Annotated in this window: 16 protein-coding genes; 5 read left to right on the top strand and 11 right to left on the bottom strand. The window is 68.9% G+C overall.

Annotation, left to right across the window (positions count from 1 at the left end; translation table 11 throughout):
• Positions 1–22: 22 nt before the first annotated feature.
• Complete coding sequence (locus VER16_RS05570) at positions 23–691, top strand: DMP19 family protein (RefSeq protein ID WP_324806099.1); 669 nt, start codon at positions 23–25, stop codon at positions 689–691.
• 36 nt (positions 692–727) lie between these two features.
• On the opposite strand, the gene VER16_RS05575 is transcribed toward VER16_RS05570, so the two are convergent.
• From VER16_RS05575 to VER16_RS05620, 10 genes are all read right to left on the bottom strand, one after another.
• The gene (locus VER16_RS05575; protein WP_324806101.1) at positions 728–1,825 is read right to left on the bottom strand and encodes a GDSL-type esterase/lipase family protein; all 1,098 of its coding nucleotides are present in this window, start codon (positions 1,823–1,825) and stop codon (positions 728–730) included.
• Between the two features lie 93 nt (positions 1,826–1,918).
• Entirely contained in the window at positions 1,919–2,674 is a 756-nt protein-coding gene (gene kduD, locus VER16_RS05580) for a 2-dehydro-3-deoxy-D-gluconate 5-dehydrogenase KduD (protein ID WP_324806103.1), read from the bottom strand.
• An 81-nt stretch (positions 2,675–2,755) separates the two neighbouring features.
• The gene (kduI, locus tag VER16_RS05585; protein ID WP_324806105.1) at positions 2,756–3,604 is read right to left on the bottom strand and encodes a 5-dehydro-4-deoxy-D-glucuronate isomerase; all 849 of its coding nucleotides are present in this window, start codon (positions 3,602–3,604) and stop codon (positions 2,756–2,758) included.
• Positions 3,605–3,858: 254 nt separating this feature from the next.
• Complete coding sequence (locus VER16_RS05590; protein ID WP_108767196.1) at positions 3,859–4,917, bottom strand: LacI family DNA-binding transcriptional regulator; 1,059 nt, start codon at positions 4,915–4,917, stop codon at positions 3,859–3,861.
• Positions 4,918–4,955: 38 nt separating this feature from the next.
• Positions 4,956–6,554: a family 43 glycosylhydrolase gene (locus VER16_RS05595; RefSeq protein ID WP_324806107.1), complete on the bottom strand. Its 1,599-nt coding sequence runs from the start codon at positions 6,552–6,554 to the stop codon at positions 4,956–4,958.
• A 34-nt stretch (positions 6,555–6,588) separates the two neighbouring features.
• A complete protein-coding gene (gene pelA / locus VER16_RS05600) occupies positions 6,589–7,737 on the bottom strand; it encodes a pectate lyase (RefSeq protein ID WP_324806109.1) in 1,149 nt (382 codons plus the stop codon).
• Positions 7,734–9,017, bottom strand: a complete 1,284-nt coding sequence (locus VER16_RS05605; RefSeq protein ID WP_324806111.1) for a TRAP transporter large permease — start codon at positions 9,015–9,017, stop codon at positions 7,734–7,736. Before VER16_RS05605 ends, pelA begins: the two co-directional genes overlap by 4 nt.
• Positions 9,018–9,020: 3 nt before the next feature.
• The gene (locus VER16_RS05610; RefSeq protein ID WP_324806113.1) at positions 9,021–9,551 is read right to left on the bottom strand and encodes a TRAP transporter small permease; all 531 of its coding nucleotides are present in this window, start codon (positions 9,549–9,551) and stop codon (positions 9,021–9,023) included.
• 10 nt (positions 9,552–9,561) lie between these two features.
• Entirely contained in the window at positions 9,562–10,563 is a 1,002-nt protein-coding gene (locus VER16_RS05615) for a TRAP transporter substrate-binding protein (protein ID WP_324806115.1), read from the bottom strand.
• Between the two features lie 40 nt (positions 10,564–10,603).
• Positions 10,604–11,431, bottom strand: a complete 828-nt coding sequence (locus tag VER16_RS05620) for a 2-keto-4-pentenoate hydratase (protein WP_324806116.1) — start codon at positions 11,429–11,431, stop codon at positions 10,604–10,606.
• A gap of 156 nt (positions 11,432–11,587) precedes the next feature.
• Between VER16_RS05620 and VER16_RS05625 the strand changes: the two genes are divergently transcribed.
• From VER16_RS05625 to VER16_RS05640, 4 genes are all read left to right on the top strand, one after another.
• Complete coding sequence (locus VER16_RS05625) at positions 11,588–12,625, top strand: alpha/beta hydrolase (RefSeq protein ID WP_414716024.1); 1,038 nt, start codon at positions 11,588–11,590, stop codon at positions 12,623–12,625.
• On the top strand, positions 12,622–14,247 hold the full coding sequence (locus tag VER16_RS05630) for a carboxylesterase/lipase family protein (protein WP_324806119.1): 1,626 nt from the start codon (positions 12,622–12,624) through the stop codon (positions 14,245–14,247). Before VER16_RS05625 ends, VER16_RS05630 begins: the two co-directional genes overlap by 4 nt.
• A gap of 1 nt (position 14,248) precedes the next feature.
• Positions 14,249–15,106 carry a rhamnogalacturonan acetylesterase gene (locus tag VER16_RS05635; protein WP_324806120.1) on the top strand — a complete coding sequence of 286 codons (858 nt, stop codon included), beginning with the start codon at positions 14,249–14,251 and terminating at the stop codon, positions 15,104–15,106.
• 119 nt (positions 15,107–15,225) lie between these two features.
• On the top strand, positions 15,226–15,813 hold the full coding sequence (locus tag VER16_RS05640) for a cysteine dioxygenase family protein (RefSeq protein ID WP_324806123.1): 588 nt from the start codon (positions 15,226–15,228) through the stop codon (positions 15,811–15,813).
• Between the two features lie 79 nt (positions 15,814–15,892).
• On the opposite strand, the gene VER16_RS05645 is transcribed toward VER16_RS05640, so the two are convergent.
• The gene (locus VER16_RS05645; RefSeq protein ID WP_324806124.1) at positions 15,893–19,711 is read right to left on the bottom strand and encodes a LamG-like jellyroll fold domain-containing protein; all 3,819 of its coding nucleotides are present in this window, start codon (positions 19,709–19,711) and stop codon (positions 15,893–15,895) included.
• Positions 19,712–19,745 lie beyond the last annotated feature (34 nt).

The raw sequence follows: 19,745 nt of genomic DNA on the forward strand, positions 1-19,745 counted from the left end.
CGGCGCCGCTATCCTCCACGGCATGACTGAAGAATTTGCCGCCCTGCGCGTAACCGACGTCGCCTTCGACGACGACTTCATCCTGCTGACCCTGGCCGATGGCCGCCGCACCCGCCAGCCGCTGCGCTGGGCGCCGGCGCTGTTCGAAGCCACGCCGGAACAGCGTGCGCACTGGGTTGCCACCGCCAATGGCCTGGGCGTGAACTGGCCTGCCCTGCTGCCGCTGCGCGAGACAGGCGTCGTCGATATTCCCAACCAGGTGTGGGATGACCGCTACGAGGCCGCGCTGGCGCGCCTGAAGGCGGCCGCGTGGACGCTGGATGCGCTGTCCGACGAAGACCAGCAGCTGGTGGCGCTCTGGCGCATGGAAGCGGACATCAACAACGGCGGCTTCATGCAGTTCCTGTGCAACTGGGGCGACCCGACCTGCCAGCTGGCGCTGCGTGCGCTGCAGGCGATGGGCGCGGTACAGACCCACGCGATCCTGGCCGGCATGCGCGGGCTGCTGGACCGGCTGGAAGACGACCCGGCGATCACGCAGCTGCACGACCTGTACGGCGCCATGACCGAACAGGAACAGGACGCGCTGCATGCGCTCGACGAAGCCTATTTCGTGCGGCCGGAAGACCTGGCGCGGCTGGGGCTGAAGCATTTCGGCCCGGAGCCGGTAGAGTCGAGCAAGCTCGACTGACGTAGAAGAGCAGTCGAGCAAGCTCGACTCTACGGTTCAGCGCGGGTACGCCAGCAACACCACCAGATCTTCCTCCCCCACCTGCTGCAGCGCGTGCGTGCTGCCCGCGCGGGTCAGCAGCGCATGGCCTGCGCGCACGTCATGCTGCCTGCCATCCAGCACGTAGCTGCCCTGCCCGCTCACGATGTAATAGATCTCATCCTTGTGCTGCGGGTGCAGGCCGATGCCTGCGCCCTTGTGCAGCACGCGCCTGCGCAGCACGAACGGCAGGTCTGTCGCGTCAGCGAAGAACGGGTACGCGGTGGTTGGCCCGGCGCCACCATGGGGTCCGGGCTGCAGGCGTGCAACCGCATCTTCATGCAGCACCTGCGAGGGCCGCTGCGGATCGGTGCCCTGCCCTGCGCCCATCACATCGCAGTCGATGTCACGCACCAGCGCCGGTTGCAGCGCGGGCAGCAGCGGCACCGCTTCGCGCAGCACCAGGCAGGCGACCGCATTGGCACCGGCCACGCTGAAATGGGTGCCGTCGGCCTTGTTCTGCTCGGGCACGAAGAGAAAGTACGGCCGCGCGCCCTGCTCACCCAGTGCGCGGATCCAGCGCGTGCTGCGGTCGTTGAGGTCGATCAGCGCGACGTGCTCGCGCGCTGCCAGCTGCTGCATCGCCAGCGTGTAGCGCGCGTGCGTATCCAGCAGTGAACCGAAGTCGTACAGCAGCCGCGCCACCGGCGTGATCAGCACCGGGGTGGCGCCCCTGTCGCGCGCCACCTGTACATAACGCATCAACAGGCGCGGATAGTCGCTGTCAGGATCGGTGTAACGCGTACGGTCTTCGAACTTCGCATCGTTGTGACCGAACTGGATCAGCAGCACATCGCCGCGGCGCAGCTCGCCGGCAATCGCATCCAGGCGTCCTTCATCGATGAAGCTGCGCGTGCTGCGCCCGCCCTTGGCGTGGTTGTGTACCTGGAAGCGCGCCGGGTCCAGGTAGCTCTGCAGCGCCTGGCCCCAGCCCGCCTGCGGCGCACGCTCCGACCCGTATTCGGCCGCCGTGGAATCGCCGGCGATGAACAGCCGCACCGGCGCCGCCTGCGCAGTGGTGCACGACAGCAGCAACAACAGCAACAGCCTTCGCATCGCGGCACTCCTGTAGAGCCGAGCCATGCTCGGCTGTTTTTCGATCAGAGCGCGACAGCCGAGCATGGGCTCGGCTCTACAGACCGGTGCGCCTCAGCGCGCCAACCAGCCACCATCGACCGGCAGCACCGCGCCGTTGACGTAGTCCGACGCCGACGAAGCGAGGAATACGGCGGCACCGGCCAGATCATCCGGCGTCCCCCAGCGACCGGCCGGGATGCGATCCAGGATCGACTGGTTGCGCGCTTCGTCAGCACGCAGCTGGGCGGTGTTGTCGGTGGCCATGTAGCCCGGCGCGATGGCGTTGATGTTCACGCCCTTGCCGGCCCACTCGTTGGCCAGCAGGCGGGTGATGCCGGCGATGCCGCTCTTGCTTGCGGTGTAGGACGGCACGCGGATGCCGCCCTGGAAGGACAGCATCGAGGCGATGTTGATGATCTTGCCGTGGCCCTGTTCGATGAAGTGGCGGCCGGCCGCCTGCGAGATGAAGAACGCAGACTTGATGTTGACGTTCATCACGTCATCCCAGTCCTGCTCGCTGAAATCCACGGCATCGGCGCGGCGGATCAGCCCGGCGTTGTTGACCAGGATGTCCAGCCCGCCCAGGCCTTCGATGGTTTCGCGCACCACGCGCGCCACCGGCTCGATGCTGATCAGGTTGGCTTCGATGGCCAGGCAGCGGCGGCCCAGCGCGGTGATCTTTTCGATGGTCTCGGTGGGCGGGGCGATGCCGGCCACGGCGACATCGGCGCCAGCGGCGGCCAGTGCCACGGCGATGCCCTGGCCCAGGCCGGTATTACCACCGGTTACCAGAGCGACCTTGCCTTCCAGGCTGAAGGGATTAGCCATTGCGTATGCGTTCCTTGGTAGAGGCGAGCGGGGGATGCGGCGACGGCCGCCGGCACGCGGTGCGCGGCGGCCGGGCAGGGCTTACTTGAGCTGGCAGATGTCCAGCACGTGCATGTCGGTGTAATCCAGGTTCTCGCCACCCATCGCCCAGATGAAGGCGTAGTTGCTGGTGCCGGCACCCATGTGGATCGACCACGGCGGCGACACCACCGCTTCGTTGTTCTGCATGACGATGTGGCGCTGCGCGTCCGGTTCGCCCATGAAGTGGTAGACGCGGTCGTTGGCGCCGAGGTCGAAGTAGAAATAGACCTCGCTGCGGCGGTCGTGCAGGTGCGGCGGCATGGTGTTCCAGACGCTGCCCGGCTTGAGCACGGTCAGGCCCAGCAGCAGCTGCGAGGACTGGCAGGTGGCCGGCACGATGTACTGGTAGATGGTGCGTTCGTTGCTGGTTTCCAGCGCGCCGCGGTCCAGCGCCACCGCATCCTTGATCGACAGCTGCTTGGTTTCAAAGCGCGCATGGGCCGGGGTGGAAGCGAGGTAGAACTGCGCCGGGTTGGCCGCGTCCTGCGAGGCGAACACGACATCCTTGCTACCCATCGCCACATACAGGCCGTCCTTCGGCCCCAGCGTGTAGACAGTGCCGTCGACGGTGACCGTGCCGGTACCGCTGCCGACGTTGATCACGCCCAGCTCGCGGCGCTCCAGGAACGGATGACCGGCCGCCGAGGCCGGTTCGGTCTGCGCCGGCAGGGACAGCGGGGCATCGACCGGGGCCGCGCCGCCGAGCACGAAGCGCTCGTAGTGGGTGTACTTCAGGGTCACCTGGCCGGCATTGAACAGGCCGTCGAGCAGGTACAGCTCGCGCAGCTGGTCGTTGCTGGCGCCCTTGATGGCGTCGGGATGGGTTGCGTAGTGGGTCTTGCAGTACATGGCTTCTCCAGAGCAGGGGGCGGGCCGAAGGGTTCGGCCCCGGCGCGGTTCGTGGTCGATTCTAGCGACGTTGGTAACCGGTGTCATTTTGCGCCGCACGATAGCGGGGCTGGCCGGGCGGGGCAAAGTGGAAGGGGCGGGGTGAAGTGTCACGACCAACGGTCGTGACGTGCAGGATGTGTCACAAGCAAGCTGGCGACCTACCGGATGCGTCGCAAGCGAGCTTGCGACCTACGGGGCTGATGCCGCAGGCATCAGTCCTCTGGCGGCTGGCAGGAGTCGCGGACGATCAGGTGCGGGCGCACGCTGGCGATCTGCAGCGCAGCCTGGCTGTCGGGCTGGATCAGCATCGCCGCGGCGGTGCGGCCGGTGTCGCGGGTATGGCGGCGCACCGAGGTCAGCGACGGCCACAGGCGCGAGGCCAGTGGGCTGTCGTCGTAGCCGACGATGGACAGCTGGCGCGGGATGTTGATGCCCGCACGCAGCGCCACCTTGTAGATGCCGGCGGCCATTTCATCGTTGCCGGTGAAGATGGCGGTCGGCCGGCGCTTGCCCAGCAGCAGCTTCTCGGCGGCGGCCACGCCCGATTCAAAGGTGTAGCCCGCCTCGATGATGCGGTCCTTCGGCAGCTCGATGCCGCGCTGCGCCAGCGCGTCGATGAAGCCAGCGGTGCGCTCATGCGCGGAACGGTAGGCGCTGGGGCCGGTCACCAGGGCGATCTCGCGGTGGCCGAGCGAGAGCAGGTAATCGGCCGCTTCGGCCGCACCGTCGCGGTCGTGGGTGACCACCATCTGCGAGGTTTCATCCAGCGGCAGCGCGGCCACCCGGGTGAAGCGGCAGCCGATCTCGTCCAGCATGTCGGCCAGCGCCTGGTCTTCCGAGGCACGCGGCACCAGGATCACCCCGTGCAGCTTCTGCTGCTGCACGAAGCGGCGCACGCCGTCGATGTAGCCCGGGCTGCGGCTGTCGCAGGGGTGCACGACCAGTTCGAAGCTGGAACCGCGCAGCGCATCCAGCGCGCCGTACTGCATGTCCACGATGTACTGGGCGGTCGGGTTGTCGTAGACCATGCCGATCAGGAAGGAGCGGCGGAAGGCCAGGCCACGGGCCAGCGGATCAGGCGTGTAGCCGACCTCGCGCATCAGCGCCTCGACCTTGTCGCGCGTGTCCTTGCGCACCAGGGGCGAGTTGTTGATGATCCGTGAAACCGTTTTCTTCGATACTCCCGACAGTCGCGCGATGTCGTTGATCGTGGCGGCCTTGCCCTTCGCCAATGCCGGCGTGGCGGCATCGTTCTTGTTGCGCACTGACATGTAGTGAACCCGGTAAGTCTGGGGATTCCAGCGCGCGCTCAGTCCAGCGCGCGATAGCGGAAGCTGCGGAAGGTTACCGCACCGTCGCCGGCCGCATACAGCGCCGGTTTCAGTGCCAGGAACTTGCCAGCCACATTGTGATGGTAACCGGACACTTCCATCTGAACCGGGTACTTCTGCCAACGCTGGCCATCGGTGCTGGAGTGGATGGTCACGATGTGGCGGTTGTTGGTCACCCGCAGCCACAGCTTGCCGCCCTTTGCGCTGGCCGCCAAGCGGGTGGGGCGCTCCTCGCCGTAGCGGTGCATGATGAACGTCTCGCCGTTGCTGCCCACGCCCACGTACAGGCGGTCGCTGTAGAACAGCAGGGCGCCGCCCACCGCGCCCGGGGCGATGTCCATCTCCACCTCGAACTGGTAGGCCTTGTCGCCGGCGATGGCGGTCAGCGGCGAACTGTCGCGCGGGGTCTGGCCCTTGCCCTGCAGCACCAGCCCCTGGCCGCTGAAGCCCAGCCGCCGGTACTCATCCTGCGCCGGGTTGAAGAACGACCACTGCGGGCCGAGCGCCGTGCCGCGGAAGTCGTCGGACAAGGCCATGCCATGCGCGCCCACCGATTCACCGGACGGCTTGCGCAGCGGCTGGCCGAGGTCGCCGCCCTTGGCCACGAACCAGCCATCGGCGGTCCACTCGATCGGCTCCAGCAGGGCCTGCCGGCCCAGCGTCCAGTACCCGTTCTCGTAGCCGTGGTACATCATCCACCAGCGCCCGTCGGTGCCTTCGATCACCGTGGCATGGCCACGCGACCACCAGGGTTCGGCGGCCGACTGGGTGCGCATGATCGGGTTGTTGGGCGCGTTCTCCCACGGCCCGTGGATCGAGCGCGAGCGCGCGGTGATCACCATGTGCCCGGTGGGCGGGCCGGCAGTGCCGCCCACGGCGGTGGTCATGTAGTACCAGCCATCGCGGAAGTGGATCTTCGGGCCTTCCTGCGCATAGGCCTCCACGTCCCAGCTCTGCGGGTACTTCCAGCCGTCGTAGACGTGCTTCGGCGTGCCGACCACGCTCAGGCCGTCGTCGGCCAGCTGCACGTAGTCGCCGCCGCTGAGGAACAGGTAGCGCTTGCCGTCCTCGCCCACGGCATGGCCGGGGTCGATGTAGCCGCCCAGGCCGATGTCGATCGGCTCGCTCCACGGCCCCTTGATGCTGTCGGCCCAGACCACGAAGTTGCTGCGGCGCTCGCCGGTGCGGGCGGGGAAATAGATGTAGTAGCGACCCTCGTGCTTGACGATGTCCGGCGCCCAGATCGCGCCCACGTTCTTCGTGATCGCATGGCCCAGCGGCTGCCAGTTCACCAGGTCGCGCGAATGCCAGATCGGCAGGCCGGGGTAGGCGTCGAACGAAGACAGGGTGAGGTAATAATCCTGGCCGTCCTTCAGCACCGACGGATCGGGCCGGTCACCGGCAAACACCGGGTTGAGGAAGGTGCCGTCGCCGAGGTCGGCCTGGCGCTGGTTCTCGATGCCGCGCTTCCACGACGTGGCGGGTGCCTGCGCTTGCGCTTGCGCTTGCGCAAGGACGGGTACGGCCAGCAGCAGGGTGGCGGCAAGCAGGGACTTCAGAGCGGTGCGCGACAGCATCGGGTTCCTCCGTGGTGCGGGTGCGGGTACAGCGTCAGGGCGCGGAGCGGCCGAGGCGGGCGCGCCAGGCCGGTGCATCGCGGTCGAGCAGGGCCTGCGGCCAGGTGCCGTACCAGTGGTAGCCGGTGCGGCGCTCGCGGCCGACCTGGTCGTAGGTCTGCAGGCGTTCGCCCTGGCGGTTGGCCAGCACCACGCTGTTGTCAGCCAGGTCGTGGAAGCGGCCCCACAGCAGCGGTGCGGCCGGGTCGGCCAGCAGGCGGCGATCGACGGTGCTGCGGTGGTGGGCGAACTGTGCGGCCGGTGCGTCGAAGGTCTGCAGGCGCAGGCCGTGCAGCGCGTTGGCCCGGAACCACGCCAGCGCGCCCTCGATGGCCTGCACCGTCTGCGGCGACGGATCGGGGATGGACATCAGGTAACGCACCACGCCCACGCTTTCGTCGGTCACCAGCGCGGCCAGTTCGAATTTTCGTCCGGGTGCAGGCTGCAGCGTGGTGGCATCGTACTGGCCGGCCCAGAGCGTCGGCTGGCCGCGCTGGCGCACCTGCAGGCGCAGCAGGCAGGCGTCGCCGCGCTGCACCGCCGTGGCCACCCGCGCGCGGCGCGCGGCATCGACGAAGGCGAAGCGCGGTGCGTCCTGCACCTGGCGCAGGGTGGTCAGCACGCCGCTGGTGACGTCGTCGGCGAAGGTGATGCGGTCGTGGTAGTCGGTGCGCGCCGGCACCGAATGTGGCCAGCCGCCACACCTGCGGACCTGCTGGTCGAGGATGAAGTCCAGACCGCGCAGTGCGGCATCGCGATAGCGGCGGTCGTTGCTGCGGGCGAAGGCTTCGGCGAGGTAATCGACCTGGGTATACGTGGTGCGGTTGTCGAAGCTGCCACCGGGCTCGTCCTGCGCCTTGCGTGCGGCCTCGCGCGCGGCGGCATCCAGCACCCGCAGCGGATCCTGGTTCACCGGCCAGCCGCCGGAGCGACGTTGCAGCAACAGCAGGTTGTCGGCGATCTCCCGGTACTGCTGGGTATCCAGCCGTGCGTAACCGTCCGCATGGCCGCTGCGCCAGTGGTTCACCCCGTCGTTGAAGCTGCCCACCGGAATTGCAGGTGCTGCCGCCGGCGGCGCGGCATGGGCCGCCGTGGCGGCCATGCCCACACCCAGCAGCAGCGGCAGCGCGCGACGCCGGATCATGCGCGCAGCAGGGCCGGCAGCCACAGCGACAGCTGCGGGAAGAAGGTGACGATCAGCAGCACCGCCAGCGCGGCGAACCAGAACGGCCAGATGGTGCGCATGCTCTGGCCGACGGTGATCTTGCCGATGGAGGTGCCGATGAACAGCACCGAGCCCACCGGCGGCGTGACCAGGCCGAGGCCGCCGGTCAACACCAGCACCAGGCCGAAGTGGATCGGATCGATGCCATAGGCCTTGGCCACCGGCAGGAAGATCGGTGTGCAGATCAGGATCATCGGCGCCAGGTCCATGAAGGTGCCCAGCAGCAGCAGCATCACCACGATCATCAGCAGCACCATGAACTGGCTGTGCGCGAACGACTGCAGGAAGTCCACCGCGGCGGTCGGCACCTGCAGGTAGGCCAGCAGCCAGCCGAACACCGCGGCGGTGGCGATGACGAACAGGATGACACCGGTGCTGCGCGCGGCATGGATGACCGTGTCGAAGAACTCGCGCCAGCGCAGCTGCCGGTACAGCACGGTGGTCACCAGCAGCGCATAGACCACGGCGATGGCCGCGCTTTCCACGGCAGTGAAGATGCCGGCACGGATACCGACGAAGATCAGCGCCACCAGGCCCAGGCCGGGCAGGGCCGAGATCACGCGCAGCAGCACCGCGCGCCAGCCCGGGAACACTTCCACGCCATAGCCGCGGCGACGTGCCACGGCGTAGCCGGTCAGCATCAGGGCGACGGTCATCAGCAGCGCCGGCACGATGCCGGCAGCGAACAGATCAGCGATGGACAGGCCACCGCCGGCCGCCGCCGAGAACAGGATCAGGTTGTGCGAGGGTGGCACCAGCAGCGCCACCAGCGCGGCGGTGATGCTGACGTTGACGGCGAAATCGCGGTCATAGCCGCGCTTGACCATCTGCGGAATCATCGTGCCGCCGACTGCCGAGACATCGGCGATGGCCGAGCCGGACACGCCGCCGAAGAACAGCGACGACAGGATGGACACCTGGCCCAGGCCACCACGCATGCGGCCGACCAGCGAGGACGCCAGTGCGATCAGGCGCTCGGAGATGCCGCCGCGCATCATGATTTCGCCGGCGAAGATGAACAATGGAATGGCGATCAGCGAGGCCGAGCCGGTGCCGGCCGAAATCTGCTGCACCAGCACGATGCTGGGAATGTCCAGGTAGAGCAGGGTGGCCAGCGCGGCGGCGGCCAGTGCGTAGGCCACCGGCACACCCAGCAGCAGCAGCACGGCGAACACGGAGAACAGAATGGTGATGCCCATGGATCAACGATCTCCTTCAGCGTCGTCGCTGCCAGCGTCGCTGGCCTGCAGCGCTTTCCACGCACGGTTGAGTGCGAACAGCACCATCAGCGCACCACCCACCGCCAGCGGCAGGTAGTTGATGCTCTGCGGCAGGTGGGCGCCGGCGGTCTTGATGTCCATCCCGTCCAGCAGCAGGTCGGCCGACCAGAAGGCGATGAAGCCGCCCAGCACCGCCACCACCAGCTGGATCAGCACGTCCACCGCGCGGCGCAGGCCGGGGCCCATGTAGGCGTGCAGCAGGAAGAAGCCGAAGTGGCGGTTGGTGTGCACGCCGCAGGCCGCGCCCAGGCTCATCGCCGTGGCCAGCAGCAGCAGGGTGACCGGCTCGGTCCAGCTGGGCGAATCGTTGATGACGTAACGGGCGAACACCTGCCAGCCCTGCACCACCACCAGCCCCAGGAGGGCGGCGACGGCACAGTAGATGGCGATGTCGGCGATGCGGTCCAGCAGGCGCTGTCCAGGCCCGGCGGCGGGCGTCGTCGTCTCGGTCATGGCAGGGTCCTCAGGCAGCGCGGATGCGGTCAACCAGCGCGGCGATATCCGGCTGTTGCAGGTACGCCTTCAGCAGCGGCTGGGCCGCAGCGCGGAAGGCGGGCATGTCCACTTCGTTGGCTTTCACCCCGAAGTCGAGGACGGCGCGGCGTGCTGCGCTTTCCGAGGCGTCCCACTGCTCGCGCATCACCTTCACCGAAGCGCGCGCGGTGTGCAGCAGCAGCTGACGGTCATCAGGGCTCAGCCGTTCGAAGCTGGCACGCGACATCAGCAGCACGTCCGGCGCGTAGGAATGATCGCTCTGCGACCAGTAGTGCGCGGCCTCGAAGTGGCGGCTGGAATGGAAGCTGCGCATGTTGTTCTCGGCACCGTCGATCATGTGCGTTTCCATGCCCGAGAACGTATCGCCCAGCGACATCGGCGTGGGGTTGGCACCGAGCAGGCGCATCAGCTGGATGAAAATGTCCGAGGAGGCCACGCGCAGCTTCAGGCCATGCAGGTCCTTCGGCGAAACGATCGGATGCTTGGTGTTGTAGAAGCAGCGCGCGCCGGAATCGTAGATCGCCAGGCCGACCAGGTCGCGGCGCTCGAAACCGCGCAGCACGGCCTCGGCCACGCCGTCGTCCAGTGCGGCACGCTGGTGCGCCACCGATTTGAACACGTACGGCAGGCACAGCGCCTGGGTCAGCGGGAAGGCGTTGTTCAGCGCACCGGCGTAGACGCGGGTGATGTCGATGGCACCGAAACGGGCCATGTCGATCGCTTCCGACTCGCGGCCGAGCTGGCCCGAGTGGTACTGGCGCAGCCGCAGGCGGCCGTTGGTCTCGCGTTCCAGCGTCTGCCCGATCCACTTCACTGCGGTGACGGTGGGGTAATCGGCCACGTGCACGTCGGTGGCGGTCAGCAGGGTGCCGCCGTCCACGCTGGCGGCCGGCCCGCGGCCACAGGCCGCGAGCATCGGCGTGGCCAGGGCTGCAGCGCCACCGGCCAGGAAATTACGTCGTGTGATCATCTGCGCCCTCCCGCGCGTGTTCACCAGGGCAGGCCGGCGGTCATCCCGCTGGCACGGCCCGGCAGGCAATGTCGCCGAAGCCGGCGAAGCGCACCAGCGCGGTCTGCCCGGCGGTGATGTCATGGATGCCGGTGGCGTTGCCGGTGGCGATCAGGTCGCCCTTGCGCAGCGGCCGGCCACGCAGCGCCGAACGGGACAGGGCAAACGCATAGGCGGCGCGCAGGCCACCCGGCAGGCGCGTCGCCCCCCCGGTGCCGACCACTTCGCCGTCGATCAGCGTCTCGGCGCGCAGCGCGGTTTCATCGCGTGCGGTCCAGTCGACGATCTCCGGCCCCAGCACCAGGCCGTTGTTGTTGCCGAAATCGGACACCACCACGCGCGGGCCGAGTTCGTTGATGGTAGCGAGCGGGCTGCTGGCCACTTCCACGCCGATGTACAGGCGCGCAGGCAGGGCTTCAGCCTGTTCCGGCGACCAGTGCAGTTGTCCGGCCGGGGCGTCCTCCAACAGCTCCAGCACGTACTCCGCTTCGACTGCGGCAAAGCCGCCGACGAACACCGGAATGTCCGTTGTTCCACCGGTAGCATTTTTCAGCTGACGAGAGAAAACCGGACCCAGCAGGCGGTCGTCCGCGGAGACATCACGGCGCTCGGCGGCGATGTAGCCCACTTTCCAGCCGACCACGCGGTCATCCCAGGCGGCGATGGCCAGGTCCTGCACCTGGTAGGCAGCGACCAGCGTGTCCGGGATGGTGCCCGGGAATGCGGCCAGCGACTGCCCGGCACGGCGGGCGGTGGTGAAAGCCTGGGCGATCGCGGCCGCATCGTCCGGCGGCGGCGTCTGCCCATGTGTGCCGTGTTCGTTGCTCAAGAACGGTCTCCCTGTGTTTGTTGCACTGCCCATCGACAGCGTCTGCAGAAGGTGTATATGGTAAACCGGTGTCATCGTGCAAGCCGCAGCGCATCACGTGCTGCCGCCGGATGCACCCAGCACCCTGTCCCCGTCCTGCCGGAGCCGTTGCCTGCCATGCGTCTGCGTCCTGTCGTGCTGTTGTTGTGCGGGCTGTTGCTGGCCCTGCCGTTGACCGCCACCGCCGCGCCGCCGCGCGACAACGAACGCCCCGGCCAGGAGCTGGCCGGCGAGCGGATCGCCCTGTGGCCGGACGGCCAGGTCCCCGGCGAGCAGGGCCCGGCGCGGCCGGCGCGGGTGGTCGAGCGCAGCAGCGACCCGGCGCACCCGGACCGCTATGTCGACCAGGTCGATGCGCCCTACCTGCTGGTGCATGCACCGGCACGGCCGAACGGGCGTGCGCTGCTGGTCATCCCCGGCGGCGGCTACCAGCGCGTGGTGATCGACAAGGAAGACAGTGCGCTCGTGCCGGAGTGGGTGGACCGCGCCGGTTACACCCTGTTCGTGCTGCGCTACCGCCTGCCGCAGCCCGGGCGCGAGCGCCAGGCCGCGCTGGCCGATGCGCAACGGGCGCTGCGGGTGGTGCGCGACCAGGCGGCACGGCGCGATCTGGATGCCGGCAGCGTCTCGGTGATGGGCTTTTCCGCCGGCGGTCACGTCGCTGCGCGGCTGGCCACCGGCTTCGATGCGGCGGTGTACCCGGCCCGCGATGCCATTGATCGGCTGAGTGCACGCCCGGCGCGCGCGGTGCTGGTCTATCCGGTCATCGACATGGGTGCGCATGCGCACAGCGGCTCGCGCGGGCGCCTGCTCGGCGAGCACCCCGATGCGGCGCTGGCCGCGCAGTACTCGATGCAGCGGCAGGTGCGCGCGGACATGCCGCCGACCCTGCTGGTGCATGCCAACGACGACCGCGTGGTGGGCGTGCACAACAGCGCGCTGATGGCCGCAGCGCTGGCCAAGGCCGGGGTCGAGCACGAGCTGCATCTGTTCGCCCACGGCGGGCATGGCTTCGGCATGCGCATACCGGCAGGATCGACGCTGGCGCTGTGGCCGCAGCTGGCGGAGGCGTGGCTGGCGGCTGCTGGTGAGGCGGGGGGGGGGGCAGTGCCGCTCTCCTCTGGTGAGGGTGTCCGAGCCCGGAGCGGCCGATGAGCGGGGCACCGGACGATCTGCAGCGCCGCCGTTTCCTGAGCGACAGCGCGCGCTGGGCACTGGCCACGGCCACCGTGATGGCACTGCCGTCGGCCTTGGCCGCACCGGGCCCGCGCGATGACACCCAGATACTGGCACGGGTGCGTGGCGGCCGCGTGCGCGGCCAGCGCGAGCAGGGCGTGCTGGTGTTCCGCGGCCTGCGCTACGGCGCGGACACGGCCGCCTACCGCTTCCAGCCCCCTCGGCCCGAGACGCCGTGGCGGGGCATTGCCGATGCGTTGGACTACGGCGCGGCGGCACCGCAGGGCGGTTCGGAGGGCCCCGGCAGCGAGGACTGCCTGTTCCTCAATGTATGGACCCCGACGCTCGCTGCGCGCGCGCAGCGGCCGGTGCTGGTCTATATCCACGGCGGCGGCTTCAACAATGGTTCCGGCAGTGACCCGCTGTACGACGGCAGCGCGTTGTGCCGGCGCGGCGACGTGGTGGTGGTCACCCTCAACCATCGCCTGAACACCTTCGGCTACCTGTACCTGGGCGCGCTGGGCGACCCGCGCTACGCCGCGTCCGGCAATGCCGGCCAGCTGGATCTGGTGCAGGCGCTGCAGTGGGTGCGCGAGCATGCCGCGGTCTTCGGGGGTGATCCCGGCAACATCACCGTGTTTGGCCAGTCCGGCGGCGGCGCCAAGATCGCCACGCTGATGGCGATGCCGGCCGCGCGCGGCCTGTTCCAGCGGGCGTGGACCATGAGCGGCCAGCAGGTCACCGCCGCCGGTCCCCGCGCAGCGGCACAGCGTGCGGCGGTGGCGATGGACGCGGTGCACGCGCCGGATCTGGCCGCGCTGCTGCGCCTGCCGGCGGCCGATCTGCTGGCCGCCACCCGCGCCCGCGATCCGTCGCGGGTGGAAGACACCGCGCTGTATTTCGGCCCGGTGCTGGACGAGGTGGTGCTGCCGGTGCATCCGTTCTGGCCGCAGGCACCGGCACAGTCGGCCGCCATCCCGATGGTGATCGGCAACACCCACGATGAAACCCGCGCCTTCCTCGGCAACGACCCGGGCAACTTCGCACTGGACTGGAACACCCTGCCTGCGCAGCTGGAGAAACAGCAGTTCGTCGATCTGCTGCCGTCGGTGGTGATCGAACACTACCGCCGCCTGTATCCGCACTACACGGCATCGGAAGTGTTCTTCGCGGCCACCACCGCCGGGCGCTCCTGGCGCGGTGCGGTGGAGGAACTGGAAGCGCGTGCGCGGCAGCCGGCCACGGCGGCTCCCACCTGGGCCTATCAGCTCGATTGGCCCTCACCGGTGGAAGAGGGCCGCCTGCGGGCCTTCCACACCCTGGATATTCCGCTGGTGTTCGACAACGCCGGCCTGCCCACGGCACGCACCGGTGGTGGCGGCGATGCGCGTGCACTGGCGGGGACCATGAGCGATGCATTGATCGCCTTCGCCCGCCATGGCGACCCCAACCACGCCGGGCTGGCGGACTGGGCGCCGTACACCCTGCCGCAGCGGCGCACGATGCTGTTCGACGTGCGCAGCCGTGGCGCCGATGACCCGCGCGGTGGCGAGCGCGAGCTGTACCAGCGCGTCCCCTTCCTGCAACGAGGTACCGCCTGAGATGCGCCTGCTGCCTGTCCTGCTTGCCTTGGCCGTGGCCGGCGCGGCCCACGCCGCCGTCGACCCGTCGATCAGCGACCGCCCCGCGCCCACGCCGATCCGCGCCAGCAAGATCGTGCTGGTCGGCGATTCCACCACCGCCGTACAGGGCGGCTGGGGCCCGGCCTTCTGCGCCGAGCACGTGACATCGTTCGCCGCCTGCCTGAACCTGGCGCGCGGTGGCCGCAGCACCTACAACTATCGCGCCGAAGGCTCGTGGGCGCTGGTCGAGGCGGAGATGCGCACGCCGGGCTACGCCGCCACCTGGGTGCTGATCCAGTTCGGCCACAACGACCAGCCCGGCAAGCCGGGGCGCTCGACCGACCTGCAGCATGAGTTCCCCGACAACCTGCGCCGCTACGTGCAGCAGGTGCGCGCGGCCGGCGCCAAACCGGTACTGCTGACCCCGCTGACCCGACGCCAGTTCGCCGATGGCGTGCTGGCGGACGACCTGGCACCGTGGGCCGACAGCGTGCGGACGGTGGCGCGCGAACTGCAGGTGCCGCTGGTGGATCTGCATGGCCGCAGCCGCGCCCTGGTGCAGGCGCTGGGGCCGGTGGCGGCGATGCGGCTTGCGCAGGCACCCGCCACGCAGGCGCAGGTGGCCAGCGCCCTGGGCGGCACCACGGTCGGCGCCAGCCCCGCGCTGGCCGGCGCGCCAGCCTCGGTGCAGAACGCCGCGCTGGAACCGATGGGGCAGGCCAAGCAGGCCTTCGATTACACCCACCTGGGCGACGAGGGCGCGCGGGTGTTCGCCACCCTGGTGGCCACGGAACTGGCGCGCGAGGTGCCAGAGCTGCGCGCACTGCTGCTGCCATGATGGCGGCAATGTCGCTCAAATGCGGCCAATTGTGTCGAACGCTGGCGTAATTCGCACTATCTAGAAAAGATGAAGATCTGAAAACATTCTGTTAACCCGGCTCGCCTAGACTGGCCGACATGGGAGCGACGTTCACACCACTGCCGTTCACGGGCCGGGATCGCCTGCTGGCGGCCATCGACGGCGCGGTCTGCCTGGCAGATCCGCAGCTGATTACCCGGGCCCTGCAGAATGTGCTGCGCGAGGCCATCATCGATCCACTGATCGAGCTGCCACCGTGTGTGCGCCGCCCGGTGGACGGCCACTACGCGCGCCGCGAACTGCACCGCAGCCCGACCCTCGGCTACAGCGTGATCGCCATGTGCTGGGGCCCGGGGCAGGGCACGCCACTGCATGACCACGATGCCATGTGGTGCGTGGAAGGCGTCTGGCAGGGCGAACTGATCGTTACCCCGTATGCGCTGATGGAACGACGTGGCGAACGCCACCGCTTCGCCGCGCAGGAAGCGCTGTACGGCTACCGCGGCAGTGCCGGCAGCCTGATTCCACCGCACGAGTACCACACGCTGCGCAACGCCAGCGACACCGACGTGGCGGTGTCGGTGCATGTGTACCAGGGCGTGATGGAGCGCAGCGCGGTGTTCGATCCGCAGGGCGATGGCTGGTACCAGCGCCGGGTGAAGCTGATGGAGACCGACGCGGCGTAGCGTCTGATCTTCGCTCTTCGTAGCGTCGAGCAAGCTCGACGCTACGAGAGTCACGGCGTTGCCGCGTCCGTGCGTCCCATCAACGCGGCACGTCGGCCACGTTGTTCAACCGGGTCACTTCCTCGCCACCATCGGCCAGCGCCACGCGCACGCGCAGGCCACTGCGGTCACCCGCCGGCAGCGGCAGCGACACCACCACCGTCTTCGGCTGCAGGTCTGCCGGTGCGGCCATGGCCGGTACCTCGGTGCGGGCGACCTCGCGGCCACGCGCATCCTCCAGTACCGCCACACCCACGCCACTGCCGGCATGGCCCAGGCTGTGCACGGTCACGTGCACCTGGCGGCCATCCACGCGCACGTCGCCACGGCCGATGCCCAGGTCCGGGCGGGTCTCCACCGGTGTGCCAGCGCTGATCCGCTCGAACTCGAACACCTCGGTACGGCCTGGGCGGAACTGCATCGGTACCGACGCGCTGGTTTCCAGCTGCACGCTGCGTTCGGCGGCAGTGCCGTCGATGCGGCCATCACCATCGGCGTCCACGCCGCTGCGCACGCGCCAGGTGCCGCTGGCCACATTCCAGCCGGTCATGTCGGCAGCGATGGTGCGCGTGCCCAGGTTATGGCTGGTCACGGTGAAGCGTTCGCGCGAGGGCGCATGCACCAGCAGGGCAACCTGCTCGGCGGCGCCATCGCGGTCGAAGCGCCAGCTGACCGTGTGGCCGGGCCAGCTCTGGTTGCGCTTCAGCGCGATGCCGCCCAGGCGCGCACGCTGCAGGAACTCGCTGGGCGCTTCCACGCGGTCGGACCACCAGTGGCCCTCGGTGTTCATGTAGGCACGCTGCACCTTGGCCTGCAGGCCGTCGGCGTGCAGCGCATCGATGTACGTCGTATCGCCGCTGGCCTGCCACGCCATCAGGCTGGCGAAGCCGGTCTTGCCGGCGTCGGCCTCGGCGGTCAGCGTCGGGTACCAGTCCTGCTGCCTGCCAAGCACTTCGACGTAGTTCTCGCCGAGGTTGGCCAGCGCGCCCGGGCCGCCCCGGGCCACGCGGTAGTCCAGCGCCTGCAGGTACTTCGCATCACCCGTCCAGCGCCAGGCGGCCCAGAACGTATGCATGATGTCGCCGCTGCCCGAACCGTTGTTCAACTCGCCGCCGCGGGTGGCGCCGGTAGCCCAGTTGATTTCGTTGGGCAGGGTGAAGCGACCCTTCCCATCGGTGCCCGCATGCGCCAGGTAGCCATCGGCCAGGCCGATCACCAGTTTGCGGCCGGTCGGGTCGGCGTTGTACTGGCCGAGCAGGAACGCCGGGTGCAGCACCGGGAAGGAATAGGGCTTCTGCCACTGCCAGTTCGGCTCGCGGTAGACCTTGTTGCCACCGAACCAGTTGCTGGAGAACAGCAGATGGCCCTGCGGGTTGCGCAGGATGATGCGCTCGTCGAACGCCTTCACCGTTTCCATCAGCCGCTCCAGCGTCAGCGGATCGCCCCAGTTGAGGTAGAGCATGGCGCTGTTGGTGTTGATGCCTTCCTCGTAGGAGTGCAGCTCGTCGGTCTCGATGGTGCTCAGGCCGTTGCTGAACATGCCATTGCGGTACACCGCATCGGACAGCGCGGTCAGCGAGGCATTCAGGCGATCCGGCTGTACGCCCATCAGCGCCAGGCCCGGCCACTGCTGGGTCAGGTCGGAATCATCGGAAATGCCGCCGCCGAAATCGCCGTAGGCCACCTGCCGCTCGTCGATCCACCAGTCGACGAACTGCCGTACCTGCGCCAGGTCCTGCACCTGGTGGAACGCCCACGCCGGCACGCCCTTGGGCACCGCCGGTGCGGTGTAGGGCGGGCGGCCCTGGCTGTTGTAGCTGATGTAGTTCCAGTACAGGCGGCCGAGTTCATGGTCCGGGTCCACCCGCAGCAGATCGCTGAGGTCGGCGTACACGCGCGCGTACAGGCGCTGGCGCTTGGAGGTGGTGTGCTCTTCCACCAGGAAGCCCCAGTTGTCGCGCACCTGGTTGAAGCGGTCGGCCACGTGTTCCTTCAACGCTTCGGCGCGCGGCTTGAACACCAGGCGTATCTGCGCGCCGTCAAGCGCAGCGGCATCGAAACCCGGCGCGGCCGAGGCGATGCTCAGCCACAGGCTGTCCGGGGTGAGGATGCGGTCGCGCAGGTCCAGCCACAGCGTGCGCTTCTGCCCCGGCTGCACCGACACCGAGACATCGATCATGTCGCGCGCCGGCCAGATCGGATCCTTGATGCGGATGTTCAGCGGAATCAGGCCGTCGTGGGTGGCCGGCAGATCCAGCGCGGGAAGGTCGATGGCCACGCCATCGAGGCCGTCGTGCATGTTTTCCCAGCTGTAGGCCCAGCTGCGGATCAGCGGCTGGTTGGCCGGAGCATCACCGACGCCCGAGGGAATCAGCACGTGTACGATCGGCCGCGGCTGCGCCGGCAGGCTGTCGGCGCTACGGCGGCGCGAGCCTGCACCCTTGGGCAGGGCCATCACCGTGCTGCGCTCGGCGGCCGGGAAGCGGCCATCGATGTAGTGCCGCAGCGCATCCAGGTTGGTGTAATCGGGCAGCGCCTGGCTGTCGATCACGTAGGTCTGCTTGACCGTGCCTTCCGGCTCGGCGCCTTCGCTCACGTTGTAGGCCCAGACTTCCTGGATCGGGGTTTCCTGTTCAACGTTGCTGAAACGCAGTACGCCGCCCTGCTGTGCCGGAATGTCCTGCACGCTGCGCACCACGCCGCGCGGGCGCGTGGCCAGCACCTCGGTGGCATGTCCGGCATCGGGCCCATGCGCCAGCGTGCCGAAAGCCGCACCGCGGATCTCCATGCGGTTCACCGTCTCGCCGGCCGGCAGGGTCAGGTCCAGGTGCTGGCCGCTTTCCACGTAGGTGTTCCAGTCCGGCAGCTGGAAATAGTCATTGCGGCCGGGCAGGCGCGAGCGGTTGTAGACGCCCGGCCAGGTGGTTTCGGCGATGCCGTCGGTGGCCTTCCACATCCATGCCTTGTGGTCGCGCGTATCAGCGAACTCGATCTTGCGGATGCGCGTGCCGGCCGACGCCAGCGCCGGCGGTGCGGTACCTTCCCAGCCGAAGCGATGGCGCCACGCGCGCTCGTCGCTGGCCGGCGCCACCGCGCTGGCCGGGGCCTTGCCGCCTGCCAATGCCTGCACGGCAGGGGCGTCCAGCATGCGGTCGTACACGCGGATGTGCTGGAAATCGCTGCCACGCAGGAAGTTGTAGCGGCTCTGCACCTGGTAGGGCGCCATCACCCGCCCGGCCAGGCCCAGCTGGTCCAGCGCCGCATCGTAATCGCCGGTCGCCTGTGCGCGCGCCACCTCGCGGCCATCGACGAACAGGCGCACGCCCTGGTCCTCGTCCCAGGCGAAAGCCAGGTGCAGCCACTGCTCCGGCCGCGGCGGCGTGTCCATGCGGAACGACACGCGGGTGCGTGCGAGGTTGGCATCGGTGACGAAGGCATCGAAGCCGTGGCCGTTCCAGTCGATGCGCAGCCAGGCCATGTCCCAGCTGCTGTGGTCGGCATAGCCGACGCGGAAGATCACGAACGGCGCTTCGCCCACCGCATAGCGCGGGCGCCAGTCGAAGGCCAGGGTGCCGCGCTGGGCCAGGATGTTGCCCGGTGCATCCCAGGCCAGCACACCATCGTCTTCCCACTGGATGGCCTTGCCGCGCGCCCCGTCGTCGACCACCGCCGCCTTGTCGCGGAAGTTCGGTACCGCTTCGCCCTGCGCCGTGACGGCGGTCAGCCCCTGGTTGGCGTCGACATGGAACAGCAGCGTCGGCGCCGGTGCGGCCAGCGCGGGCAGGGCGGTGGCCAGTGAAAGCGCCGCCACCAGCAGACGACGGCGTGGGCGGGACAGGTCAGAAGCAGTACGGAGCATGGAACCTTCCTTTCAGCAGCATTCGACGGTGCAG

The sequence above is a fragment of the Stenotrophomonas sp. genome, from assembly GCF_035634915.1.
Lineage (GTDB): Bacteria > Pseudomonadota > Gammaproteobacteria > Xanthomonadales > Xanthomonadaceae > Stenotrophomonas.